The sequence below is a fragment of the Thioclava sp. DLFJ5-1 genome, assembly GCF_002020115.1.
GTDB classification, from domain to species: Bacteria; Pseudomonadota; Alphaproteobacteria; order Rhodobacterales; family Rhodobacteraceae; genus Thioclava; species Thioclava sediminum.
Map to the genome: position 1 here is coordinate 325,943 of NZ_MPZU01000005.1, position 22,480 is coordinate 348,422.

Here is a 22,480-nt window from a genome sequence, read left to right on the forward strand (position 1 = left end):
TCGCTATTTCTGTAGACACTTGATCAGCGCTGCTATGGTCAAAACCACCAACACCAGAATAAGAAGGCCGAAAAGCCAACCGATCACCATTTCGAAACTCATTCCATTTTCCATGTCACTCTGGTCCACTGTTTCGTTGTCATGATCTTCGGTCGACGCGCCGCGACGCACGCGGCTATTCGCGACTAACCATCGGCGGGCCGAGCTAATCCACTGCGAACTCCACCGCGAATGAGTGCGGAGACGAGAGCATCCCGATGCCGCGGCCATCGTTGTCTTCCATCACGCTGGGATCTCTCAAACGGCTGTTTGCTGATGCGGTCAGCACAGCGGACGATGTGCGCGGTGCCTCGAGTGGGAGCCGGCCTCACAGTTCGAGCGTGCGTCGAATGGCACCCGCTCCCCACAGCAGCAGGCCGGTGGTCAGCGCGCTGACCCCAACGCTGTGCGCCCATGGCCCCGCAATGCCCGTGTCGCCGAAGGTGATGAGGGTGATGCCGGCCAACGAAAGCCCGAGCCCAGCCATGAGCCGACATTCTCCCGGGGTCGGGCACGGCCTTCGCTCGTCATAGCTCTCCTCCTTCGGCGCGGCGGGATCGCTCCCCGTCACGCTGTTCGCTCCGTTCAAATCGCTGTTTCTCATGGCCTTGCGAACCTCCTTTCGAGATACTCTTTCAGCGCAACGTCAGTCGCATAGATCTATAGCGCGGGTCGGGCGGGCGCCGAATTCTGCCCAATGCGCGGCTTCGAGGTTGCCCACCGGCCCGCGGCGTGTCGGAGCCTGCGGCGGAGTTCCAGGCTCCGCGGTTTTCGGAGCTTCTGACCCCGGCAGCTTCTCCCACGCCACGCTTTGCGGCCAGACGCGATCCAAGAGACGCTGTTGACTGCCGGAAACCCTGCGGCCCGGTAAGCTCGTTTAATCCATATGCCGGTCATCTTCCGGTCGTCCGCGGGAAGCGCGGACTTCAAGTATTGCGCGATTCATAATATTGGGAAAGCAAATATAAATGCGATATGATATTCGCAAATGCGATACATGGGGGATCCATGAACATCGAACATGCCCGAACTTTCCTTGCCGTCGCCGATACCGGCAGCTTCGTAGCGGCCGCCGAAAGGCTTCACGTCACCCAGTCAACCGTGAGCGCTCGTATCCGAGCACTCGAAGATCAGTTGGGCACCAGGCTTTTCACTCGCAACAAGGCCGGCGCGGCGCTGACTGCGGGCGGTGGCCGGTTCCTGAAGCATGCAGCGCAGATGGTGCGAGCCCTCGAACGCGCGCGGCACGACGTCGGCCTTCCTGGACAATTCCGCGCGCGTGTCGTCATCGGTGCGCGCTTCGGCCTGTGGGAAGGGCTGATGATGAAATGGTTCGCCAATATCCAGCGGACCCATCCCCGAGTTTCGTTTCATTCCGAAATCGGCTTCGAGCCTGAACTGATGCAGGCGCTGGTCGACGGGCGGATGGATATCGGAGTCATGTTCACCCCGCAGCGCCGTCCGATGCTCGAGCTCCTGCCATTGCTTACTGAACAGCTGGTGCTCGTCTCTACCGAACCGACCGCTAGCATGCAGCCTGACGGCTATATCCATGTCGAGTGGGGCCCGGAATTCGACAATCAGTTCCGCGCTGGCTTTCCGGAGTTTCCCGGTCCTGCACTCTCGGCCAACATCGCCTGGCTCGGCCTTCAATATCTCAAGCTCAATGGCGGCAGCGGCTATTTTCCCCGGCGTCTGGTCGAACACCAGATCGATAGCGGCGCCCTGTTCCCGGTGCCCGGTGCGCCAGTGTTCGAATTGCCGGCGTGGATCGTGATCCGCGAGGATCGCAACAAAGCGCTTGTTGATCCGATAGTCCAGAGTTTGATGGTTGGCCTTGTGGCGCCTTGATCTGCGATCAATTTCCGCTCTTGTCCTTTCCCAGCGGCCTGTCGCTCGCGTTCGGTATCCTGCTGGAACATTCCCGATCGGTCACCTCGCGTTCGGGCTCGCTGCGTAGTGCTTTCGCGGGATCGAAAAAACTCCTTCCGGCAAGGTTTCGTCCGCCCTTTGGTCGATCGAACCGAGTATGTCTGTCAGAGGCTTCATGCCGCGACCGAGGGTCCATAACTGATCGTTAGACGACCATCCACGCGGGAAGCAGTCGCGCCAGTTCTCTGACCGGCGCGCAAAGCGAGGTGGTGAGCAAAAGCAACCTTGGCAGCTGAGCTCTTGAATTCGTCGTTCACGGCTTCGACTTAAAAGCACGTCAAAACGGGTGTTCCAGGAGATGACGGGCCTGCGCGACCATGCCGTCCAGACGTGCAGCGGCCGTGGGGACATCGTTGAGCGCACCCACACCCTGACCCGCATAGAGTGCCATCGCCTCCAAGTCGCCGGTCGTGGTTCGCAGCGGCGAATCCGTGCTGAAGCGCAGGCGCGGCTGCTCGCCGTCGCGGGCGATGGCCTCGCGCGGAAGACTGTCAGGGTCGTGGCCGAGGTAATGTCCGTCCAGGCTCTCGGTCACGCTATTGGCGATCACCCGCACCGCAGCGCCCTTGGGCCAATTCAGAACGAAAACATCGGTCAGAACCGTGTGGTCGCCGGTGGCCTCCGTGATTCGGGATTTGTGATAGGGATGAGCGAAGGATTCCTCGGTCGCCAGAAAGGCCGTGCCGCATTGCACGCCATCGGCGCCGATGGTCAACGCGGCGGCGAGGCCCTCGCCCGTTGCGATCCCTCCGGCGACGACGACCGGCAGGTCGGTCTGCGCAAGGATTTGCTCGGCCAGCCCGAAAGCCGGGTGTCGTCCATGCACGTGACCGCCCGCCTCGACGCCCTGCGCGATGATCACATCCGCTCCGGCCTCTTCGGCGATCCGCGCGGCCTCGACCGTGCCGACCTGATGCAGAACAAGGCAACCGGCACGTTTCACGCGGGCCACCACGTCAGGCATCACGTCCCAGAAAAAGCTGAAGGCCGGCACGCCAAGATCGAGACAGCAGGCGATCTGCGCATCGAGCAGCGCTGGTTCGGTCGCCGCGGGGATCAAGTTGACGGCAAAAGGTCGGTCAGTCGCGTCCCGCAGCGCAGTAACCTCTGCGGCGATCAGGGCTGGGTCTTCGCGCACCATGCCCAAAATCCCGTAACCGCCCGCATTGGCCACGGCGGCGGCCAGTTCCCAGCGGGAAACGCCGCCCATCCCGGCCAGCAGAACTGGCTGGGCGCACCCCAGCAGGTCGCAAAGCGGTGTGTGCAGCGGGTTTATTGGCTGGTCCGTCATGCTTGCTCCTCCCGTTCTATAACCATTGGCGCAGGTAATCGCGTAACACGACGGCGTTATTATGTGCCTCGTCCTTTGAAGCATAAAGTAGCGTAACGACGTTCTCGCGTGCATATCCGGCGAGCTCGCGGACCAAATCGTCATGAGCGGCAAGTTCCGCCTCATAACGCGTGGTGAACTCCTGCCACCTATCAGGGTGCTCGTGGAACCAGCGCCGCAATTCGTCGCTCGGCGCGATCTCCTTGCACCAGTGAAACAGTCTGGCGCGGTCCTTCGCCATGCCGCGCGGCCAGAGACGATCGACCAATATCCGCTTGCCATCTGACACGCGTGCCGCGCGATAGATCCGCTTGACGCGGATAAGCTCGCCAGGAGCTTCGGAGGTGGGGGGGCTTGCTGACGGCACCAGCTGTCCGGCTTGTCCGTGTCGCCGATCATCTCAACTGCTTTCAGAGCATGGGTCCAAGAGGCGCCGGCGCGCATTTCCGCGGCGACCCAAATCGCTTCCATGACCTGTTCGTCCGAGGCGCCCGCACGCCGGACGGCTTTGACATGGCTCTCGATGCACCATGGGCACTGCGTTACGTGCGCGACGGCCACGGCGATAAGCTGCTTGCTGCGCGCATCGAGCGCCCCTTCAGTGAACACCGCTTTCGAAAATGCGCGGAAGGCGTCCTCGGTCTTCGGCGCCAAGGCATGACGCCGCTCGAAGAGATCCTTAGTTGGGTTGGGAAGATACATCTCAGACATGGCCTGCGCCTTTGGTTTCGAATTGCGGGAATAACACGTCGTTTTCCAGCCGAATATGGGCTGCCAGGTCTTCAAGAAATTCACCGACCCCGGCATAGAGCCGCGTCCAGCTTTGGCATGCACCGTCCGGCAATGTGAGATCGTTTGTCAATTGCCGGATCTGTCCGACCTCCGCCTCATGGTCGTCGTGATCCGCGCGCATCGCAGCGATCGGCCCGTCCAGCCTCGGTGCCGCGTTGCGAATGGCGGGAAACAAAACCAGCTCCTCCTTCTTCATGTGGACTTCGAGCTCGCCGATCATCCGGTGCAGTAGCGCGGACAGCCCTGCAGGGACATCTGCTTGCCCGGCATGGACGGTTTCCACCTTTTCCGAGAGCGCCGCCAGTTCAGGCAATTGAGTGCGATGCTTGGCGTGATACTCTGCCTCGATGTAGCGGGTGAGGCTGGCGGAATCTTGCGGGGGTAGCGGTCTCGTCATGTTGGTATCCTTTGGTCAGAGCAAAGAGGGGACGGTTCGGGGCGTGGCGTTCTCGACCGCCATATGCAGCGAGCGCGCGATCCGCTCGGCGCGTTCGATGAGATGGGCGGCCCCCTCGGGGGGACAGGTCTCGGTTGCGGTCTCGCGGAACAGCATCAGCCACCGTTCGAAATGATCCCATTCCACTGGCAAGGACGCATGGACCTGCATCGGGGCGCCGTGAAAACGACCGGTCATGAGTGCGACCGAAGACCAGAACTCCACCATCCGCTGCAAATGCGGCGCCCAGTCGGAAATCCTGGAGGCGAAGATCGGCCCGAGAACCGCATCAGCACGCACCTTGTCGTAGAAACGATGCACCAACTGGGTCAGTTTATCCTCGTCCAAACCCGTTTGCGCCATGATCGCAGCGGTCGTTTCGGGGCGCGCGGATATGATCTGTCGATCAGCAGGTGACATGGGATCCCCCGAGAATTTGAACTTGAGGCTCATGCTATCTCCACAAAATAAGCATTGTAAATACCTATTGCGGTGAGTGTAGGATGCCCATGAACTTCGCATTCTCGCAAATTACGGGCGGAGCATTTCGAGCCGGATGGCAAGCGTCCGCGAATCTGGTCTTCCCGACCGCACGCCCTCGGCTGAATCCTTGATGCTCAAGAGGGTGCAGGGGTTACGTTTTCGGACCGTAGCCAGAAGACACGAAACCCTTCAGCACCTCGTCCCTGGCGAAGGTTTGGTCTGGGCTTCCTGCGTGGCGCATCAACACGCGCAGGCCGTTATCGGCGGAAGAGGTGGGGCGAATTGTCGCGGCTCACAATGAATATTTGAATTACTTGCGCGCCTTGCCGCCCTATGCGGGGAGGTCGGACTAAGTAACGGCTTCTATCACGGCGAAGCTGGGTATCGTCGGATCGCCATGGCAGCGACGGCCTGATGCCCGCACCTCTCGTCGCGAAATTCGCGCAACGGGGGTTGTCCAATCGGACCGGCTCACATCAGGTTGTTCGAGGAGCAGAGCGCATCAGGCGAGCGTTGCAAATGCAGGTTCGATGGTCGTTACCGAACAGACCAGCGGGTTCCCTATAGCCCCAGTGGCGCGAGATAGAGCACCAGCAACAGGAGGCACACGCCTGTCAGCGCCACATCGAAGCCGCGCTGCCAAGCGGGCGCCTGCACCAATCCCAGATATTTTCCGAGGATGATCCGCGCCTTTTGCCAGGCAAGTGCCATCACGACCACCGCTGCCGCCCCTGGCCACTTGGCCCAGACCCCCGAGAATGAAAGCAAGGACGAGCCAAGGGTGAGGAGAACAAGCGTGCCGAGGGCGATATAGAGGGACCGGCGTGTCATTGCAGGAGATAGACCACTGGAAAGAGCAACACCCAGATCAGATCGACCATGTGCCAGAACGCGGTCGCATCCTCGATATTTCCCACATGATCGCGCCACGCCACCAGCAGCAACAGGATGACGCCGGCTGCGACATGCGCGGCGTGAAATCCGGTCAGCAGGAAATAGAAATTGAAGAAAGGATGCGTGTCCCAGACAATGCCTTGCGCGGCCTTGGACGCGAATTCGGCGCCCTTGATCCCGAGAAATGCCGCGCCGAGCAAAGCGGCACACACAAGAGAAACGCGTGCGCCGCCACGCCTGCGCGATTGCCTCAGATTCAGTGCCAGGGCAGCGAAAAAGCCGCTCGTCAGCAAGATGATCGTGTTCGTCGCAGCGGCAGTCCGGTTCAGCGCATTCTGCGCTTCGGCAAAGCCCGTCGGATCAGTGATCCGCACCGACAAGAAAACGATCAACCCCGCACCGAAAACCAGCAATTCGCTGATAATGAGAACCCACATCAAAAGATCGCCGGGCAAATCGTCCAATGCAGTTCGGGTTTGATCCGTCATTCAACAAGACCTTTGCAAGAGCCTTCGGCCCGTCACGACTCAATCGGCTTCAACCTTCGTCGCCATGATCTCTCACTGCACTATTTTAATGCGCATTGTAAATACCAATTGCCGCAGTCAAGATGACTCGATGCCCTTCTGTCACTTTCACGGTCGAACGAGGGGACCTGTGCGGCCACCGGCCGCATGGTCGCACATTTAGTTTGAGCCACAGCAAAGAAGCCCGCTTCTGTCTGTCTGATAATAGGGCATGGAACACACAGAAACACTTCGGGCCCTTGGCCTCTTCGATGCGCGCGTGCCGCGTTACACGTCCTACCCGACTGCGGCGGCCTTTTCGCCCGACACAGGCGCGTCCTTTCAACGCCATGCGCTTGAACAGTTGGACCCCAGCGAGCCTGTGTCGGTCTACATGCACATCCCGTTTTGCGAGCGGCTATGCTGGTTCTGCGCCTGTCACACACAAGGCACGAAAACCCTTGGCCCGGTGGAAAGCTATATCGAGGCGCTCGAGGCAGAGCTCGAAATGGTGCGCGCCATCATACCGAACGGCCTGAAAATGGGCCGCCTTCACTGGGGTGGCGGAACGCCCACCATCCTGCCGCCGGAATTGATACATCGTCTCTCGGAATCGATACGCCGTGTGTTTCCACCAGCTCAGGAGTTCGAGTTCTCGGTGGAGATCGACCCGACCATGGTCGATCGCGCGAAGATCGAGGCTCTCGCCTCCGAAGGCATGAACCGCGCGTCGATCGGCATTCAGGATTTCGATCCTGAAGTCCAGAAAGCAATCGGCCGCCTGCAACCGTTCGAAACCACACGCGCGTGCGTCGAAGACTTGCGCTCGGCCGGCATCGCCTCTCTCAACACCGATCTGGTCTATGGCCTCCCGCACCAGAGCCTCGCACGTATTGAAGACACGATTGAAAAGGTTCTCACCTTTACGCCGGACCGCGTAGCGCTCTTTGGTTACGCGCATGTGCCTTGGGTTTCAAAACGGCAAAAGCTGATCGACGAAGCGGCGCTGCCGGACGATCTGTCGCGCTACCACCTCGCCACGCGCGCTGGAGAACTGTTTGTTGCAGCCGGTCTTACAGCTATCGGCATCGACCATTTTGCGCGCCCCGACGACACTCTGACGGCGTCGCTCGAGGCCGGACGACTGCGCCGCAATTTCCAAGGATACACGACCGACACATGCAGCACCCTCATAGGGCTCGGGGCATCGTCGATTTCGCGCTTTTCGGAAGGTTATGTCCAGAATGCGCCCGCGACCGCCGCGTATCAGCAGCGGATCGCAACCGGTGTTTTTCCGGGCGCTCGTGGCTACCAGTTAAGCCCCGAAGACCAGCTGCGCGCTCGGGCGATCGAGGAGTTGATGTGTCGGTTCGCGGTGGATCTTGACGATTTGAGCCAGGAGTTCGGCACCGATGCCCAGAAGCTGCTACCGTGCCTGACGGAAATGGCCACGCGCTTTGCGCCATTCGCAAGGCTTACGGGAAAGCGCATTGCCATTGCACCGGAAGGTCGCCCGTTAACACGGATGATCGCTTCGGTTTTCGATCAGCATGTGCCGGAGGGGGTGCGCTATTCGCGCGCGTCCTGAACAAGGCGCGTCTGATGGCGGAGCGCGCCTTCAGCAGGGTGTCACGCTAGACAACTCGCCGCCGGCAACAAGAAGCGGAGCTTGCGGGGGAGGGAGGGGCAGATCGTCGTGCTTCTTTCCCGCGGGAAATTGCTGATCAGGACTTCGAATGTGTCGTTGCGAGGTCGCGCGGAGCCGCAACGGGTGCGTGTGAGGGAAAGGTGCCGCGTGACAGGATCGCGCCGTTCTTATCGACAACGAGGCGTAGAGCGCGACCGCCAAAGTAGAAGGTCAGCCGCCATCGGCCGGCATCGTCGTCGACACCGGCCTCGCATCTGCTTGTGACCTCGCCGTCGCGGAGTTTCGCGAGAACATCGGCTGGTGGGAGGCCGAAAGCGCGTCCAACGAGTTCTGCGTCGACCGTGAAACCGTCAGTGGTGAAAGACACGTTACGCATCGCTATCTCCTTTCAGACCGCAGATGGAACAGTGGCCGGCAAGGCGATGTCTGCCAGCGTCGAACGATCGAGTTCTGCCAAAAACGCGGTCTCTGCGGCGCGGAGTCTGCCCTTCAGGCCGCAGACGGGGGTAATGCAGCACGCGCCGTCAGGAGAGAAACATTCGACAATGGCCTGGTCCTGCTCGAGAAGCCGCACGAGGTCTCCCAGAACGATCTCGTGGGCGGGACGGCCGAGCATTGCGCCGCCACCGGTCCCGCGCCGCGTGGTCACGAAGCCGTGCCGGGCCAGGCGCTGAATGACTTTATTCAGGTGGTGGCGAGAGATACCGAACTCTTCGGCGATCTCGGCTGTCGAGAAGGCACGCTCCGGCGCGCTGGCCATCCGCATCAGCGCTCGGAGTCCGAAATCTGTGAAACTGGTCAGGCGCATATGGTGCCTCCAACAAACAAGCATCAGAAATGCTTGTTATAGATTTAGCCACGATCACGCAATGATCTTCGCGTTAGGTCGGTCATATTGAGGCGCGATCCTCGGTTCCGTAGTTCTAACCCGCGCGAATTGCGAACAAGCCTGCGCGGCAGGAGATGTCCAGCTTGCCATCGGCGCGCTTGCGGCAGGTGATCACGCTGGAGGGGGCGATGCCGAGCTCGGCCGCGATTGCCTCGGATTTGCGATCAGAGGGGATGCCGAGGCAGACGGCGCGCTCGCGGTCGCTGAGCACCGTGAGCGGGGCCGGGACGCCGGTGTCGAGGGCGCGCTCGAAATGCAGCAGGGCGAGCCGCGCGGCCAGTCTGGCGAGGTCTGGATCGCAGACGTCGTCCTCCGCCTCGACCGTCTAGAAGCTGACGAAGAGACGCAATGTCTCGCTCAGGTCGAGCACCGTCGTCGTCGCCTTGAGGCGCGGCCGTTGACCGGGCGATCTCTGTTCCAATGCCTTGGGTGAACGAACGCCCCGCTGTTAGAAAAGCTAGCTGGCAATACCGTTGGAAAACAAGAGCACCATATATGCTGCATAGGCGGCCAACATAAGCGCACCCCATACGCGACCAATCTTCTTAGTAGCGAACAGCAAGCCCAGCAGTAGGAGAGACGACGCCAGCATGACTGGGGTATCGATCTCGCGAAAGCGCGTGCTGACTTCGATCGGCTGGATCACGACGGTGACGCCGAGGATCGCGAGGATATTGAAGATATTCGAGCCGATCACGTTGCCGAGCACAACATCGGGGTGACGCCGGATCGCCGCGACTATACTGGTGGCTAGCTCTGGTAGCGACGTTCCGATAGCCACGAGCGATAGGCCGATTACCGCGTCGGGCACCCCGAACTCGCGGGCGATGTTTACTGCCCCTTCCACCAGTAAGTCCGCTCCGAACACCAGAGCGGCAATGCCAACAATGACCAAGAGCGGCGCAAGCCAAGGTCGCGGTAGCGGAATGTCTTCGAACTCCTCAGCTTCATGTTGAAATGCCGTTGCCCGGCGGTTGCGTTTTTCCAGCCAGTAGCTGGAAAAGAGGTAACCCGTGAGGACCAGAAGCATTGCGATGCCTTCGATCCGAGTGATGATTTCACCCTGAACAAGTGCGTAGGTCGCCAGCGAAACAAGTGTTGCGACCAACGCTTCGCGCAGAGCTGTTCGCGCCCAGCCAAGGATCGGTGTGATAACTGCTGCCACGCCGACAATGAGCAGAATGTTCGCGATGTTCGAGCCTACGACGTTACCCAAAGCAATCTCAGGCGCGCCGTCTATGGCAGCGTTCACGGAGACAAGCAGTTCCGGTGTCGACGTGCCGAAACCGACGATGATCAGACCGATTAAAAGCTTCGAGATGCCGAGGCGCTCGGCAATTGCGACTGAGCCACGCACGAGCCCTTCGCCGCCGACAAAAAGGAGAATAAGGCCGGCAGCCACGAGGAGGAGGTCATGCAACATTTCTATTTCTGTCCAATAGTTGTGCTCGCCTAAGAAGACGCATCGCCATGACTTAGTGCGCCGGTTACAGGAAAAGAATAGGAAGGCCGCACGTTCAGGAGCGGACCGGTCGGTATTCCGCCAAAGTGCCTTGAACCGGCAGTCCGTCTTTGGTCTTTTTCTGAGCTTAGCCTCCTCATCAGCTCTTTCAGAAAACACTCCCGACGTGGGCCGACAATCGTGGTTCTCGGAATGCGTAACTCGGTCATGCTGATATAAGTCGGAGGCGCCCCGAAATTCGGACACTGAAATAAGCTACGATTTGCGGTCTGCTGATCTTCGCCGAGAAGGAGGTCAGAGATGTCGAAACGCACGCAGCACGCGCCCGAGTTCAAGGCAAAGGTCGCGCTAGAAGCCTGAAGGGTGAAGAGACAGCGGCCGAGCTGGCGAGCCGGTTCGGGGTGCATCCGACGATGATCCATCAATTGAAACGGACCCTGCTCGAAGGCGCGTCCGATATGTTCGAGTGCGGGGGGCGCACTGGGGAGCGGATCAAAGTTGGGTTGGACTCTAATCGATGGTCGTGGAAAAATCCCATGGCAGGTCAGACCGGCAAAGAGGAATCGCCCGTTGTCGCCAATGCCCTCAAGTAGATACTCGATGGCAACCTAACGATGGTGGTCAACGACAGCCCACTTAGCAAAGGCACCGATGAGGAGTTCGATAATCTCATCGAAAGGTTCTCAGTATGATAGGCCAGCTGGCCCCCGCGCACAGGTAAGCGCAGAGGTGTATTGATTCCCGACTGTTTTTGTTCTAAATTGATTACATAACCTTTCATCGAGAGTTGGGTTGAAAAGGCCGTTGGGTGTGTCGCAGCCTCAATGGCCTTTACTTTTGCACAGCGTCGAACGAGGGCCGCGCGCGCTCGAAAACAGGCTGCCGCGCTGCGTTTAGAGATGCTGGCGGTGCCCTCGTTGCAGGACCACCGCCATGCGCCCTCATATCGTCGTTCAGTTGGCTGGTGCGCCGCCTCTGCGCATCTTTGCCTCGATAGCCCGTTTCGTCATTAGGAGCGCGCGCGAAGCCAGGAAAGACCGAGTCACGAATGCTGTCGATATGAAGACGTTGCTTCGCGTAGCAGACATTGGTGTAAAGCGCAGCGAACGACCGCGTTCCGCCTTTCCTGCGTGGGAGCAGTGAACGGCCCATTCCGGACTTTGGCCATACCAGCCATTGCTGCACTGCGGCTTCCCCATAGCGGACATAGCGCCACACTGAACCGGACGAGGGCCCATCGTAAGGCAAGGCGCTGCTCTGATGCGAATGGCACGAAGCTTCGCGAAACAGTTCGAGATGGATGTGAAAAGTTGTTACGACTAGGTAACCTCATCACCACAAGCTCGAAGCGTAAGAATGTTAACAGCAATCATAAATGGCAACCAAAGTAGACCCATCCCGGGGACTGTTGGGCAATGCCCGTTTTGCAAATCTGAAATGTTTCCGCGTTGCGGCGAGGTCAGGGTTCATCATTGGGCGCATAAAAGCAAAGTGGCCTGTGATCCTTGGTGGGAGCCGGAAACCGATTGGCATCGGAACTGGAAAAACGAGTTTCCACTCCGTTGGCAAGAGCAAGTGTTTACTGATCAAGATACAGGTGAGAAGCACATTGCCGACGTGCGCACGCTGGCGGGCCTCATTTTGGAGATCCAACATTCTCATCTCGATCCCAACGAGCGTAGAGCCCGTGAGGGTTTTTACAAAAACATGCTTTGGGTGGTTGATGGGTCTAGGCTCAAAGGCGACAGGAAGAAAATCCTGGGGTGGCGGGACGCACTTACGGAGATTATTCAAGGCAGCGAGCGAACCAATCTGTTCTTAATAAGGGATGCCAACGAGCTTTTTCCAAGCGATTGGTTGCAAAGCCCGGTTCCAATATGTTTCGACTACTTGGGGCCAAATGCCGAAACAGAGACTGCACCAACGCAACTGTTCCTTTTGTATCCTGGTACAGTGCATGGTTGCCGTTTGGTAGAACCTCTGCCACGCGACGGATTACTGCGAGCCATCTATTCTGAACGCGTGCACATGCCCGCTGTTCGCGGAATCCTGCAAAACGTGTCACGACTGAGACTGTCGAGAAAGCGGAGCTAGTAGCGCCTGACTGAAAAGGATAGCTCGCCACCATCGGCCCTTATCGGTCATTCAATCGGCGCCAAACAAAGGTCGGCTTTGAGTTCTTCGAGTTTTCGGGTTTTCAACTTGTTTCCGCTGAGAAAGGCGGCCTGCGATTTGATTGTCGATCCGCTGCTGGAGCTTTGGGTTCGTCGTCCTTGCGCGCTCTTGCTTCAGCTCGGCAAGTCGCTTCAGTTGGCGGTTAGGAAGGTGTGTAGCCCCACCCTTTACAATGACTCCTGTGATATCAGCCGGGGCGTTTATCAAGCTGACTTCCTTCGACGCCTTGAGCCGTAGCCCGTTGCCAAAGACGAGCTTTTTGATCTCCCAGATCAGCGCCTTGGGCACGATATCGCCGGAAATGGTTATGTCGTCTGCATAGAGGCTTAGTTTACACTCTTTCGCCTTCACCAGCTTCTCGACGGCAAGCCAGATATGGCTGTTGCTGTAGTAGGCTAAAATCGGGCTGCAAGGAGAACCTTGGGGCAGGCATCCGCCTAGAGTTACGACGTGAACCAAAACAGCGGTCACGTCCCGAGAGCATTCAAGCTCCCCGACGAAAAATCGAGCGACGTTATTGGCTGAGCAGCTTGGGAAGTAGTCCGCAACGTCCAGAAGCCAGAACGCCTTGGCCTCTTTGTGGTGCGCTGCGTTGTCGACGTATGAGCGTCCCTTTACCGGGCTGAAAAGGAACTCTGGGGCTTTGACACGCCCCAGAAGATCACCAATGCGGCCTTGCATCGCTTTAAGCCGCGGGTCGGGAATGTCGATCGGGCGGTAGTTCTCCGCCTGTTCCGGCGTTGGAGGGTGTTTCAGCCACGCGCCTTTTTCATCATCCTTTAGCTTCTTGTGCTTCCAGCGGCGGACGTAGAGGTCATTGCGGCGGCTTATCTCGTCCAACGTATCGGCAGACACTCGGAGAAGCTTGGCCAGTTGTTTCCGGCTTCTGAGGCGGAAGAATGGGCTATCCTTGAGTTGGTAACCCTCTTCAGGCGGCGTCGTCGGCATCTGCTTTCCTTTCAACGAAACGCAGAATGTCGATGACCTTGCCTGCAATTCTTGAACGAATTTTGTCGCCCGACTTGGCGTTCGGCAGCTCTTCCGCAAAGAACATGATAGAAGAAACCGGAATTTTGAACTCTGCCGCATATCTTTGGATCAGATCGAGCGAGGGAGTTTTGTTACCCTTTTCGATCTCCGAAATATGGGACTTCGAGACGCCGAGTTTTTCCGCCAGTTCGACCTGTTTCAAGTCATGGAACACTCGGATCAACCTCAGTGCTTCATGGATCATAGTTTCATCCCGTTTGCTTTTCCCGCTTAGACATTAGGCGGGCGGCGATTAGCCGGGCGATCCGAAAATCGCCATCAACCACCGGACAAGCCGGTAGATGAAGAAAGCCACCCTAAGGATGACTATCACGGTGCGAGGGTTCCGGAGTTTCCTCCAAAACCGACGTCGCCGCCGCCGTCGGTGTGTATCTTCAGAGAGAGCCATATTGCTCCTCCTTTCTGTTGGCCCCGGCGCAACATCCACAGCGGATGCCACTAACCAAGGGTCCTCACCCAACAGAAAACGGAAACCGACGACTAAACCCTTTGCCTAGACGCGATAGCTGTCCTTGCTATCGCGTCTGCTTCGCCCGCCGCCGTCCCCTCGTCCCCCTCCGGGGCCTCCGGGCCGTGTGCGGTTGAAGTGGTAGAGGGGAAAACCCCTCCGCGCTTGAACAAGTCCAAGCTGGGTATGAGGAACTTCTTCCGTTGTTACACAAGAGAGATGTGGGAATGGTATTGTCAGCTTTCAAGGAAAAAAGTTCCCTGAGAGCGAACTTTTTCTGACGCGGTCAAATAGGTGGGTTCTTCCAAAGGAGACATTGAGCCAGCGCGCAGCGAACGACCACTCACCTCCCCTCTTAACCCAGAGGCTGCTCACAGCAGATAGTCGCCATCGCTGCCGTGTGCAGCGGATGGCCACTCCTCGATCCAAAATTCCAATCTAGAACAGTTTGGAAAGCCCACAATCGCCAACCCACTGCCTGAAAATTAGGAAAGTAGACGGTTCGATTTCGAGTTGCTAGCCTTTGAATACATTTCTCGGAGAGCTAATGATGAAAGAATTACCTGATTTCCTCTCAAGCGGTGATGAGGCACGTTTATTCCCGGTCCTTGCCGAAACGAGTAAGGAAAAGCGTGTGGCCTCGATATTCCTCGCTGTAATGACGCAAATCCCCGCTCTGGCGCAGGAAGTCTTAGCTTCAACCGGCGTGCGTGTTGGGAAACGCACCACGGTTCAAGCCTTCACGGAGGTGGTTTTTCGAGAGAAAGCTTTTGCGAACTGCCGACCCGACGGATTGATCGTAATCGACACAGGACGCACGCGGTGGTCTGCTTTGATCGAGGCGAAAATCGGCAAAAACGGTCTCGATGTCGAGCAGGTGCAACGTTACGTCGAGATCGCTCGGGCCCAAGGGATCGACGCGGTTATTACCGTCTCAAATCAGTTTGTATCTCGGGCGGATCATTCCCCTGTGAATCTCCCGAAGACACTTCTGCGCAGGGTTTCACTTTTTCACTGGTCCTGGACCTGGCTTGCCACGATCTGCGAAATTCTCGGCTATCAGAACGCTGTCGATGATACTGAACAGTCCTATCTCTTGGCGCAGCTCAATGACTTCTTGGCTCATCCAGCTACGGGCGTTGAACGCTTCACACAAATGGCAGCTCAATGGAAAGACATCGTCCAATCGGTCGCGAATGACGAAAAGCTGAAGAAATCGTCTTCTGAGGTTGAAGCGTCTGCCGCGAGTTGGATCGCCGAAGAACGCGACCTATGCCTACACATGTCGAGCCATGTAGGGACACGCGTTGACAGCATCGTCGAACGCAAACTCCGGGAAGATCCTGCAGCAAGATTGAAGGAGCAAATAAGCTCGATCGTCGAAACGCATATGCTGACCTCGAAGCTCCGGGTTCCAGATTGCGCATCAGATATCGACCTCTGTGCAGACATTGCGCGCAAAACCGTGTCAGTTTCGATGACTGTCAAAGCGCCGACTGATCGAAAGTCAACAAAGGCGCGGCTCAATTGGCTGCTGAGGATGCTTCCCCAAAATGACGAGCGGATTTTTGTTCGCGCTCTTTGGCCGGGCCGTTGCCCTCCAACCATGAAGCCCATTTCGCTCCTTCGCGAAGAACCGGAACTAATTCAGACCGACAATTTGGACCTCGTTCCCCATGGATTTGAGATATTGATGATCGAAGGGCTCGGAAAGCGTTTCGGAGGCCGAAGGACTGTTATCGAAGACATTGAGCGTATCGTTCCAGAGTTTTACGACCTTGTGGGAGCAAATCTAAAAGCATGGCAGGCCCCTCCACCCAAACCAGTGAAGTCGCGCACTGCGCCGGACCCGGGAGAACTCGAACCAAATGATCTCGGCGATGCCGGTTCACTACCGTAAAGCAAGGCGTAAGAAAGCGTTCCCTTCGTCGCCGCGGCGAGTTTAGAAATGCAAAGGTCTACGGCCAGGTCCCTGAATCTCGAAAGTCCGAAATTAGCTATCGCGTCCTTATCGCGATTAGTTTGCCGCGGCAGCGGCAATGCGCCGATACCCCGCTTGACCGTGATAGAACCCATTGGAGAACGAAATCCCGTCGCAAAGTTTGCGCAACGCTTGTTCACCGTCGATCATGCTGTGGGTGCCATCCAGAACGTTGCGGAACGTCGTAGCCACTGCAACCATATCCACCGCCTGTGGCATCAGCCGAAAATGGGTGACGCCGTTTACGATCATCTGTCCGGCTTCGGGCAACAGGTCGATGTAGCTTTCCGACTGGGTCTGAATACCGTTCACGCGAAGGATCGGGCGGTCGTCTGTGGTGCGCAAGGGCATGCCGTCCGCGTCCTCTTCGCACACGAATTGGCAGTTATCCTTGGTCCGGCCATGGGCGCGCGCATGATAGCATCGTGCGGACACCGCAAGCGAAGCACGGCCAAACACCTGCACTTCCACCCCCAGCCCAAGCTCGCGCGCCGCCGCAGCGGCCGCAGCAATCGCCGGGGCAGGCATTTCGGTCGGCAGGCAGACATGGGTCGCACCCCGGCCCGCCATCCAGGCGATGGTCGCCTCATTATAGGCGTTCATGAACGGACCGATGCGGTGCGGGCGCTTGCCTCGTGCAAACAGGCCCGCCGCGTTATTGATCTCGATCTCTGGCGCTTCCATGGCGGCCAGATCGGCTGTCGCCTTGCGTTCGCGTTTCAACATCACCTCGGCCAGCGACGACAGGATCACCGTCTTACCACCGCGTTCCAGCCGTTCGATCGTGGCAGGCAGATCGGCCTCGTGAAACGGCGCGCGCTTCGAGCAGATGACCTCGCCCAGATAGACCTCGTCAATCGGCGCCTCGTCGGCGACACGAGCGTAGAAGTCGCGCCGCGTCTGGGTGGACCAGTGATAGGCGATGGGGCCCAAGGTCAGTTTCGTCATGTCGTTTACCGCCATTTCTTTGTCTCGAACGCGCCCTGGGTCTGTTTCTGGCCCTCGGTCAGGGCGACCAGATCGGCGATATTCGCCTCTCGACCCGCGCGGATGTCATCAACGGCCTGCCGGAAGGCCGACACCACACCTCGGACATAACTCTTCGATCGCTGGCGACCTTCGATCTTAAAGGCGTGAACACCGGCCTCGACCAGATCGGGAAGCAGCCGGGAAAGGTTCAGGCTGATCGGCTCCTCGAAGGCATAATATGGCTCGGAGCGGTGCGGCGCCGTATAGCGCCCCTTGCAGATTGTCGGGTAGCCTGCCTTTTCGTCTGCCCCGAAGCAGTCGATAGTGAAACCCGCGAGTTGCGAGGACATAGAGCCATCCGTGTGGCGCTTGTATTCCACGTCCGAGGCCGGAGAGCACACCCCGTCCATGTTGGTCGATTGCCCGGTGAGGTAGTTGGTCAGGCTGCACCGTCCTTCGACCATCAGCCCGTGATTACCGAAGATAAAGGTCTCGATCTCACAGGGAATTTCCTTGCGGATTTCACGGATCTCGGGGATCGTCAGGATGCGCGGCAGCACGACGCGTTTCACTGCGAAATTCTCGCAATAATACCGGATCGCCTCGGGACTGGAGGCGGCGGCCTGAACTGACAGGTGCAGACGAACACCGGGATGGGTGCGCGCGATATAGTCTGCCACGCCCATATCCGCGACGATGAAAGCATCAACCCCAAGCAGCGCACCTGTATCAGCGGCTTGTCGCCACAGATCGACCTTGCCCGCAGGCGGGTAGGTGTTCAAAGCGAGCAACACCTTGGTGCCCTTGTCATGCGCGTAGGCGACCGATGCGGCCAGTTCGTCCGGGGTGAAATTCAGTCCGGGAAAGTTGCGTGCGTTGGTGGCATCCTGAAAGCCGCAGTAAACCGCATCGGCGCCGGCATCGACGGCGGTGCGCAGGGCGGCGGGCGTGCCGGCCGGGCAGATCAGTTCGGCGAGGCTCATGGGACGAGGGGTCCTTTCTTCACGTTGGATAGGCGCGGCGCAGTCTTGCCAGAATGGCGCGGCCAGCAGGGCCGAACATTCCAGCGGTTTCCTCGGCGATGGATCCATCGACATCGTCGAGTGCATTGCGAAGCCGCACGACAGCTTCGGTGTCGCCCGTGACTTCCAGGTCGCGGGAGAAGAACGCGGCATCTCCATCCTCTTCGGAATCGACCAACTCCAGAAGCAGCATGAACTTCCCCCGAATTGTGGCTCCCGCTTCGGGCGCCGCATTGCGCGCGACGGCCCGGAACACCAGCGCTTGCGGATCTGGTCGCAGGTGCAGGGCAAAGGGCAGTTCCACCGGATCGATTACGAAATCAGTCCCCTGATGTGGACCGAGCCGCGAGAAAAGCGACGGATGCTGTTTGGCGACGCGCCTGACCACGCGGGTCAGGACGGGTTGCACGATCACGCATGAGAGGCGAGCGAGCACGGACGTGCCTAGGTCGGCAGCGCGCGGGAGTGTGTCGTCGCCCGCGCTCATGACTGGAGCATTCTAGTGGCGCGCGCAGGCGATCCGAGCTGGGAAGGCCGGGCGAAAATGATGGAAGGGAGTGAGTGGATCATCGTCTTGCCGTTTCTTGTCCGAGCGAGTGCATGGCCGCCTCGATCCGTGAAAAGAGCCCCTCGTTCTCGAGGCTGCTGCTTCCGTCGAGATTTTCCGCGAGCAGAAATCATGGCTAGGCTTTCTAGTTTGCGGTTTCTCTAGGTAATTAGTATTTGGTTTGCGTATTACACTCACTTAATGCGCATTGCAAATACCAAATCGCGAAGCTGCATTTGCGTCTCACCTCCTTCACCGACTTCGGACTACACGTCCTCATGGGGATGGCCAGCACCCCTGATCGACCGTTCACCACCGCGGAGCTGGCGGAAGAGTTCCGTATTTCACGCAATCATCTGGCAAAGGTGATCTCGTCACTGTCGGCTGCTGGCTATCTGGAAACGCGACGCGGCGGCGGCGGTGGTGCGGTGCTCGCGCGGCGGCCTGAAGAGATCCTTCTGGGCGACGTCGTCGCCTATCTCGAGGCAGACCAGGCTCTGGTCGAGTGTTTCCTGTCCGGGAGCGCCGCCTGCACATTGACGCCGCACTGCCGTCTCAAGGCGCGCCTGGCCGCTGCCGAGACAACCTTCATTGCCAATCGCAACCGCAGTTCGCTTGCGGAATGCGTCTATCCGCCACTTAACGTGTAATCGGCCGTCAGGGTCATTAAGGCAAGGACGGCGAAGCGCAACGTCTTCGTAACCACCGTGCGCAACTCGAACATTTAAGTTCTACAAAACCAAGCGAAGCTAAGCAAAAGACCACGTCCTGCCCAAAGGCACGCAATAGAAAGTGTCTGGATGCGGCTACTCCGAACACGGCACGGATGCGTCTTCTTCCGCTCTGAAGGCGTCAGTGGCGCCAATTTTGCGTTTGAAACTTTCACGAATGGTTCACGATCTGTCCGTGACTTTTTGAAACACTTAGCCATTGAAAAGCAACGTTTTCTTCCCGGATTGCAAATCCGTGTACACCGGTTCGTTTCCGGTACTCGCCTCCACTACTTAGCCGAAATTCGGGTTTTTAATGTACAAGTCGGCTTCCAGAGCCGGCCCGAAATCTGGTTTTCCGGCTGATATTTCAGATGGGCAATCGAAGCCTGGCTCCGTGGCAGGCGGGGTTTGGAGTGAGGCGGAAAACGCGGCGATCAACTTCCAAGGGTCGCGCGAGCCCGTTCTGCATGAACTTTCCCGGCGCGGTGTATTGCCACGCGATCCGGCGCTCGGAGCAACACCGGGACTAGGCACTGCAAGCGGCCCCTCTGCGCTCTCGAGAGAGCTGATCGTCCGTCCGGGCCAGGCACCTACCTGACCCGAAGCCTTCGCTCAGAAAATCATTCCGCGACGAGTTCGCCGCTGTCGATCTGCTCGCGCTCGATCGACTCGAAGAGCGCCTTGAAGTTCCCTTCGCCGAACCCGTCGTCGCCCTTGCGCTGGATAAATTCGAAGAAGATCGGCCCGATCACAGTCTTCGAGAAGATCTGCAGCAGGATCTTGGTCTCACCGCCGCCAAGGACACCTTCGCCGTCGATCAGGATGCCGTGCTTCTTCATTCGCTCGATCGGCTCCTCATGCCCGGTCACACGGTCATGGCTGAGCTCGTAATAGGTCTCGGGCGGGGCCGGCATGAAGCGGATGCCGCGATCGGCGATCGCGTCGGTCGCCTCGTAGATGTCGCGCGCGCCCACGGCGATGTGCTGGATGCCCTCGCCCTTGTATTTCTTGAGATAAGAGACGATCTGCCCGGTCTCGCCGCGATCCTCGTTGATCGGGATGCGAATCCGCCCGCAGGGCGAGGTCAGCGCCCGAGAATAGAGACCGGTATATTTCCCCTCGATATCGAAGAACCGGATCTCGCGGAAATTGAACAGATCGCCATAGAAGTTGAACCACTTGTCCATGTTGCCCTTGAAGACATTGTGGGTCAGGTGGTCGAGGTAATAGAAGCCCACGCCTTTCGGCTTCGACGTCTTCAGCCAGTCGAATTCTGCGTTATAGGGTGAGGTGTCGTAATACTGGTCGGTGAAATAGATCAGGCTGCCGCCGATCCCCTTGATCGCGGGCCAGTCGACGGTCTTATCCGCCCCTTCATAAGGCTCCGCCCCGTTCTTCACCGCGTGATCGAAGGCGTACTGCGCATCGACGACGCGCCATGCCATCGAGGGTGCGCAAGGCCCGTGCTCCTCCACGAAACGGGCCGCGAAACTGTCCGGGTCGGCGTTGAGAACGTAAGTGATGTCGCCCTGCTGCCAAAGCTCGACCGGCTTGGATTTGTGGTTGGCGACATGCTCGTAGCCCATCTTCGCGAAGAGATCGCGCAGCTCTTGCGGATCGGGATGGGCGAATTCAACGAATTCGAACCCGTCCGTACCGGCGGGGTTCTCCTCGGTGATGGTCGATTGCGGGGCATCGTGCGGGAACGGTCCCATGGGTCTCTCCTCCTGTTTGCGCTGCGAAGAGGATAGCCCGGCGCGAATGCTCGTTCCGCGCGAAGTCGCGCATATGATCCCTAAGATTTGCGGGAATATTGCACCTTATGCCAAAAGGGCGCAGACTTCCCGCATGATCGACGATATCGACAAACGCCTTCTCGCGGAATTGCAGCAGAATGCACAGCTGACCTCCCAGGATTTGAGCGAGCGACTGAACCTGTCACCCAGTCAGGTTGGGCGCAGGAGGCAGCGGCTCGAGGCCGAGGGGCTGATCCGCGGCTATGGCGCGCGGCTCGAAGCGGCGCGGCTTGGACTTGCGGTTCAGGCCTTCGTGCAGGTGCAGATGCTGCGCCACGGGGCGGAGCCCGCGCAGCAATTCTCGCGCCTCGTCTCCTTGCAGCCCGAGATAACCTCGGCCTGGACCCTTACCGGGGAGGCCGATTATCTGCTGCGGGTCTATTGCGCGGATCTGGCCGCGCTGCACCGGCTGATCCACGACGTGCTGCTGGCTCACCCTACCGTCGCGCGGGTACAGAGCCAGATCGTCATGCATCAGTTCAAGCAGGATGCGCCATTGCCGATCTGAGTGCGGACCGCACTCTGGAACGTCATTCATCACACGTGATCTCAGGCCGGTCAGCACGCGCCGTCAGCCGAGAGTGAGCCCCTTACGCAGGGCGATCAGGTCGATGTCACGTGAGACGAAGACAGCACCGGCCTCGAGCGCACGCTGATAGACCTCATCGTCGGCGGTCAGGATGCCCGGCGGCAGGCCCGCGGCGCGGATGCGCGCGATCGCGTCGAGCACCGCCGCAGTGGTCTCGGGGTGCGAAGGCTCGCCCGGATGCCCAAGCGAGGCCGCCAAATCCGCAGGCCCGACGAAAATCCCATCCACCCCGGGCACGGCGGCGATCTCCTCGAGATTGGAGAGCCCCTCGACGCTCTCGATCTGCACGACGAGGCAGATCTCTTCCCGGGCGATCTTGTGGTAACCGGAAATCTTGGCGAAGCGCGTGGCGCGGTTCATACCGGAAACCCCACGCATGCCCTGCGGCGGATATTCGACCGCCGCCACCGCCGCACGTGCCATCTCTGCATCGTGCACCATCGGCACGAGGATCGTCTGCGCGCCGAGGTCGAGTAATTTCTTGATCTCCGCCGCATCGAGGGATCCGGGCCGCACGATCGGCGAAACAGGATAAGGGGCCACCGCCTGCAACAGTGGCAAGACACTGCGCACATCGAGTGCCGAATGCTCGGTGTCGAACATCATCCAGTCGTAACCGCAGCCAGCGATCAGCTCGGTGGCGAGCGGGTCGCTCATCGTGCACCAACAGCCACGCTGGACCTCGAAGGCTTTCAGCGCCGCTTTGAACGAATTTCTTGGCAGATCGACCATAGTGATTTCTTCCTTGTTGACCTCGGCACCCGCGGAACGGATGCGCG

24 protein-coding genes and 2 pseudogenes are annotated in these 22,480 nt (G+C 58.9%); 7 read left to right on the plus strand and 19 right to left on the minus strand.

Annotated elements, in window-relative coordinates; all coding sequences use genetic code 11:
• Window positions 1-367: 367 nt before the first annotated feature.
• A complete protein-coding gene (locus BMI86_RS16480; RefSeq protein ID WP_078523312.1) occupies window positions 368-643 on the minus strand; it encodes a hypothetical protein in 276 nt (91 codons plus the stop codon).
• Between the two features lie 404 nt (window positions 644-1,047).
• Here BMI86_RS16480 and BMI86_RS16485 point away from each other — a divergent pair, with 404 nt between their 5' ends.
• A complete protein-coding gene (locus BMI86_RS16485) occupies window positions 1,048-1,890 on the plus strand; it encodes a LysR family transcriptional regulator (protein WP_078542319.1) in 843 nt (280 codons plus the stop codon).
• Between the two features lie 358 nt (window positions 1,891-2,248).
• Here BMI86_RS16485 and BMI86_RS16490 read toward each other — a convergent pair whose 3' ends face one another.
• The 7 genes and pseudogenes from BMI86_RS16490 to BMI86_RS16515 all read right to left on the minus strand — a co-directional run bounded on the left by BMI86_RS16490 (window position 2,249) and on the right by BMI86_RS16515 (window position 6,394).
• Window positions 2,249-3,262 carry a nitronate monooxygenase gene (locus BMI86_RS16490; protein WP_078542395.1) on the minus strand — a complete coding sequence of 338 codons (1,014 nt, stop codon included), beginning with the start codon at window positions 3,260-3,262 and terminating at the stop codon, window positions 2,249-2,251.
• Between the two features lie 16 nt (window positions 3,263-3,278).
• Entirely contained in the window at window positions 3,279-3,668 is a 390-nt protein-coding gene (locus tag BMI86_RS16495) for a DUF488 family protein (protein ID WP_078523314.1), read from the minus strand.
• 44 nt (window positions 3,669-3,712) lie between these two features.
• A pseudogene (locus BMI86_RS16500) lies at window positions 3,713-4,108 on the minus strand (carboxymuconolactone decarboxylase family protein); the annotation flags it as partial.
• The gene (locus BMI86_RS16505) at window positions 4,005-4,490 is read right to left on the minus strand and encodes a hemerythrin domain-containing protein (protein WP_078523316.1); all 486 of its coding nucleotides are present in this window, start codon (window positions 4,488-4,490) and stop codon (window positions 4,005-4,007) included. The pseudogene BMI86_RS16500 and the gene BMI86_RS16505, both read right to left, overlap by 104 nt.
• Window positions 4,491-4,505: 15 nt before the next feature.
• Window positions 4,506-4,982, minus strand: a complete 477-nt coding sequence (locus BMI86_RS16510) for a group III truncated hemoglobin (protein ID WP_240497849.1) — start codon at window positions 4,980-4,982, stop codon at window positions 4,506-4,508.
• 591 nt (window positions 4,983-5,573) lie between these two features.
• Window positions 5,574-5,843 (minus strand): nitric oxide reductase F protein, encoded by a 270-nt coding sequence (locus BMI86_RS21330; RefSeq protein WP_146684066.1) that lies wholly within the window; start codon window positions 5,841-5,843, stop codon window positions 5,574-5,576.
• The gene (locus tag BMI86_RS16515) at window positions 5,840-6,394 is read right to left on the minus strand and encodes a cytochrome c oxidase subunit 3 (RefSeq protein WP_078523317.1); all 555 of its coding nucleotides are present in this window, start codon (window positions 6,392-6,394) and stop codon (window positions 5,840-5,842) included. The genes BMI86_RS21330 and BMI86_RS16515 overlap by 4 nt, the downstream gene beginning before the upstream one ends.
• Before the next feature lie 250 nt (window positions 6,395-6,644).
• On the opposite strand from BMI86_RS16515, the gene hemN reads away from it, so the two are divergent.
• Window positions 6,645-8,000 carry an oxygen-independent coproporphyrinogen III oxidase gene (gene hemN, locus BMI86_RS16520; protein WP_078542320.1) on the plus strand — a complete coding sequence of 452 codons (1,356 nt, stop codon included), beginning with the start codon at window positions 6,645-6,647 and terminating at the stop codon, window positions 7,998-8,000.
• Between the two features lie 136 nt (window positions 8,001-8,136).
• Here hemN and BMI86_RS16525 read toward each other — a convergent pair whose 3' ends face one another.
• The 4 genes from BMI86_RS16525 to BMI86_RS16540 all read right to left on the minus strand — a co-directional run bounded on the left by BMI86_RS16525 (window position 8,137) and on the right by BMI86_RS16540 (window position 10,372).
• The gene (locus BMI86_RS16525) at window positions 8,137-8,436 is read right to left on the minus strand and encodes a DUF6522 family protein (RefSeq protein WP_078523319.1); all 300 of its coding nucleotides are present in this window, start codon (window positions 8,434-8,436) and stop codon (window positions 8,137-8,139) included.
• Between the two features lie 12 nt (window positions 8,437-8,448).
• Window positions 8,449-8,868, minus strand: a complete 420-nt coding sequence (locus tag BMI86_RS16530) for an Rrf2 family transcriptional regulator (protein ID WP_078523320.1) — start codon at window positions 8,866-8,868, stop codon at window positions 8,449-8,451.
• A 115-nt stretch (window positions 8,869-8,983) separates the two neighbouring features.
• Window positions 8,984-9,160 (minus strand): LuxR C-terminal-related transcriptional regulator, encoded by a 177-nt coding sequence (locus BMI86_RS21075; protein WP_158522135.1) that lies wholly within the window; start codon window positions 9,158-9,160, stop codon window positions 8,984-8,986.
• A gap of 246 nt (window positions 9,161-9,406) precedes the next feature.
• Entirely contained in the window at window positions 9,407-10,372 is a 966-nt protein-coding gene (locus BMI86_RS16540; protein WP_078523322.1) for a calcium/sodium antiporter, read from the minus strand.
• Window positions 10,373-10,711: 339 nt separating this feature from the next.
• On the opposite strand from BMI86_RS16540, the pseudogene BMI86_RS21515 reads away from it, so the two are divergent.
• Both BMI86_RS21515 and BMI86_RS21080 read left to right on the plus strand, forming a co-directional pair.
• A pseudogene (locus BMI86_RS21515) lies at window positions 10,712-10,875 on the plus strand (IS3 family transposase); the annotation flags it as partial.
• An 892-nt stretch (window positions 10,876-11,767) separates the two neighbouring features.
• Window positions 11,768-12,505, plus strand: coding sequence for a competence protein CoiA family protein (locus BMI86_RS21080; RefSeq protein WP_143594835.1), 738 nt, complete (start codon window positions 11,768-11,770; stop codon window positions 12,503-12,505).
• Window positions 12,506-12,556: 51 nt separating this feature from the next.
• On the opposite strand, the gene BMI86_RS16550 is transcribed toward BMI86_RS21080, so the two are convergent.
• Together BMI86_RS16550 and BMI86_RS16555 are read right to left on the minus strand one after the other, a co-directional pair.
• Window positions 12,557-13,534, minus strand: coding sequence for a reverse transcriptase family protein (locus BMI86_RS16550; protein ID WP_078521066.1), 978 nt, complete (start codon window positions 13,532-13,534; stop codon window positions 12,557-12,559).
• Window positions 13,515-13,820 carry a helix-turn-helix transcriptional regulator gene (locus BMI86_RS16555; RefSeq protein WP_078521068.1) on the minus strand — a complete coding sequence of 102 codons (306 nt, stop codon included), beginning with the start codon at window positions 13,818-13,820 and terminating at the stop codon, window positions 13,515-13,517. Before BMI86_RS16555 ends, BMI86_RS16550 begins: the two co-directional genes overlap by 20 nt.
• An 814-nt stretch (window positions 13,821-14,634) precedes the next feature.
• Between BMI86_RS16555 and BMI86_RS16560 the strand changes: the two genes are divergently transcribed.
• Window positions 14,635-15,984, plus strand: coding sequence for a hypothetical protein (locus BMI86_RS16560; RefSeq protein WP_143594836.1), 1,350 nt, complete (start codon window positions 14,635-14,637; stop codon window positions 15,982-15,984).
• A gap of 117 nt (window positions 15,985-16,101) precedes the next feature.
• Here the strand turns inward: BMI86_RS16560 and BMI86_RS16565 are convergent, their stop codons facing one another.
• From BMI86_RS16565 to BMI86_RS16575, 3 genes are read right to left on the minus strand one after another with little or no spacing between them, the layout of a single operon-like run.
• On the minus strand, window positions 16,102-17,013 hold the full coding sequence (locus BMI86_RS16565) for a U32 family peptidase (protein WP_246831745.1): 912 nt from the start codon (window positions 17,011-17,013) through the stop codon (window positions 16,102-16,104).
• A 5-nt stretch (window positions 17,014-17,018) separates the two neighbouring features.
• The gene (locus tag BMI86_RS16570) at window positions 17,019-18,017 is read right to left on the minus strand and encodes a peptidase U32 family protein (RefSeq protein WP_078542321.1); all 999 of its coding nucleotides are present in this window, start codon (window positions 18,015-18,017) and stop codon (window positions 17,019-17,021) included.
• 19 nt (window positions 18,018-18,036) lie between these two features.
• Window positions 18,037-18,543 carry an SCP2 sterol-binding domain-containing protein gene (locus BMI86_RS16575; protein ID WP_078521076.1) on the minus strand — a complete coding sequence of 169 codons (507 nt, stop codon included), beginning with the start codon at window positions 18,541-18,543 and terminating at the stop codon, window positions 18,037-18,039.
• Between the two features lie 296 nt (window positions 18,544-18,839).
• On the opposite strand from BMI86_RS16575, the gene BMI86_RS16580 reads away from it, so the two are divergent.
• Complete coding sequence (locus BMI86_RS16580) at window positions 18,840-19,253, plus strand: Rrf2 family transcriptional regulator (protein WP_078521078.1); 414 nt, start codon at window positions 18,840-18,842, stop codon at window positions 19,251-19,253.
• A gap of 683 nt (window positions 19,254-19,936) precedes the next feature.
• On the opposite strand, the gene hppD is transcribed toward BMI86_RS16580, so the two are convergent.
• Window positions 19,937-21,031: a 4-hydroxyphenylpyruvate dioxygenase gene (hppD, locus tag BMI86_RS16585; protein ID WP_078542322.1), complete on the minus strand. Its 1,095-nt coding sequence runs from the start codon at window positions 21,029-21,031 to the stop codon at window positions 19,937-19,939.
• A 133-nt stretch (window positions 21,032-21,164) separates the two neighbouring features.
• Here hppD and BMI86_RS16590 point away from each other — a divergent pair, with 133 nt between their 5' ends.
• Window positions 21,165-21,620 carry an Lrp/AsnC family transcriptional regulator gene (locus BMI86_RS16590; protein ID WP_078542396.1) on the plus strand — a complete coding sequence of 152 codons (456 nt, stop codon included), beginning with the start codon at window positions 21,165-21,167 and terminating at the stop codon, window positions 21,618-21,620.
• Between the two features lie 63 nt (window positions 21,621-21,683).
• Here the strand turns inward: BMI86_RS16590 and BMI86_RS16595 are convergent, their stop codons facing one another.
• A complete protein-coding gene (locus BMI86_RS16595; protein WP_078542323.1) occupies window positions 21,684-22,433 on the minus strand; it encodes an aldolase/citrate lyase family protein in 750 nt (249 codons plus the stop codon).
• Window positions 22,434-22,480: the final 47 nt, after the last annotated feature.

Bases quoted from the DNA above. Each gene is read 5' to 3' on its own strand.
- BMI86_RS16540 (WP_078523322.1), bottom strand. From the start codon at position 10,372: ATGTTGCATGACCTCCTCCTCGTGGCTGCCGGCCTTATTCTCCTTTTT.
- BMI86_RS16485 (WP_078542319.1), top strand. From the start codon at position 1,048: ATGAACATCGAACATGCCCGAACTTTCCTTGCCGTCGCCGATACCGGC.
- BMI86_RS16590 (WP_078542396.1), top strand. From the start codon at position 21,165: ATGATCGACGATATCGACAAACGCCTTCTCGCGGAATTGCAGCAGAAT.
- BMI86_RS16480 (WP_078523312.1), bottom strand. From the start codon at position 643: ATGAGAAACAGCGATTTGAACGGAGCGAACAGCGTGACGGGGAGCGAT.
- BMI86_RS16550 (WP_078521066.1), bottom strand. From the start codon at position 13,534: ATGCCGACGACGCCGCCTGAAGAGGGTTACCAACTCAAGGATAGCCCA.
- BMI86_RS21080 (WP_143594835.1), top strand. From the start codon at position 11,768: ATGTTAACAGCAATCATAAATGGCAACCAAAGTAGACCCATCCCGGGG.
- BMI86_RS16595 (WP_078542323.1), bottom strand. From the start codon at position 22,433: ATGGTCGATCTGCCAAGAAATTCGTTCAAAGCGGCGCTGAAAGCCTTC.
- BMI86_RS16510 (WP_240497849.1), bottom strand. From the start codon at position 4,982: ATGAGCCTCAAGTTCAAATTCTCGGGGGATCCCATGTCACCTGCTGAT.
- hemN (WP_078542320.1), top strand. From the start codon at position 6,645: ATGGAACACACAGAAACACTTCGGGCCCTTGGCCTCTTCGATGCGCGC.
- BMI86_RS21330 (WP_146684066.1), bottom strand. From the start codon at position 5,843: ATGACACGCCGGTCCCTCTATATCGCCCTCGGCACGCTTGTTCTCCTC.
- BMI86_RS16505 (WP_078523316.1), bottom strand. From the start codon at position 4,490: ATGACGAGACCGCTACCCCCGCAAGATTCCGCCAGCCTCACCCGCTAC.
- BMI86_RS16570 (WP_078542321.1), bottom strand. From the start codon at position 18,017: ATGAGCCTCGCCGAACTGATCTGCCCGGCCGGCACGCCCGCCGCCCTG.
- BMI86_RS16565 (WP_246831745.1), bottom strand. From the start codon at position 17,013: ATGACGAAACTGACCTTGGGCCCCATCGCCTATCACTGGTCCACCCAG.
- BMI86_RS16530 (WP_078523320.1), bottom strand. From the start codon at position 8,868: ATGCGCCTGACCAGTTTCACAGATTTCGGACTCCGAGCGCTGATGCGG.
- hppD (WP_078542322.1), bottom strand. From the start codon at position 21,031: ATGGGACCGTTCCCGCACGATGCCCCGCAATCGACCATCACCGAGGAG.
- BMI86_RS16575 (WP_078521076.1), bottom strand. From the start codon at position 18,543: ATGAGCGCGGGCGACGACACACTCCCGCGCGCTGCCGACCTAGGCACG.
- BMI86_RS16555 (WP_078521068.1), bottom strand. From the start codon at position 13,820: ATGATCCATGAAGCACTGAGGTTGATCCGAGTGTTCCATGACTTGAAA.
- BMI86_RS16560 (WP_143594836.1), top strand. From the start codon at position 14,635: ATGAAAGAATTACCTGATTTCCTCTCAAGCGGTGATGAGGCACGTTTA.
- BMI86_RS16525 (WP_078523319.1), bottom strand. From the start codon at position 8,436: ATGCGTAACGTGTCTTTCACCACTGACGGTTTCACGGTCGACGCAGAA.
- BMI86_RS16515 (WP_078523317.1), bottom strand. From the start codon at position 6,394: ATGACGGATCAAACCCGAACTGCATTGGACGATTTGCCCGGCGATCTT.
- BMI86_RS16490 (WP_078542395.1), bottom strand. From the start codon at position 3,262: ATGACGGACCAGCCAATAAACCCGCTGCACACACCGCTTTGCGACCTG.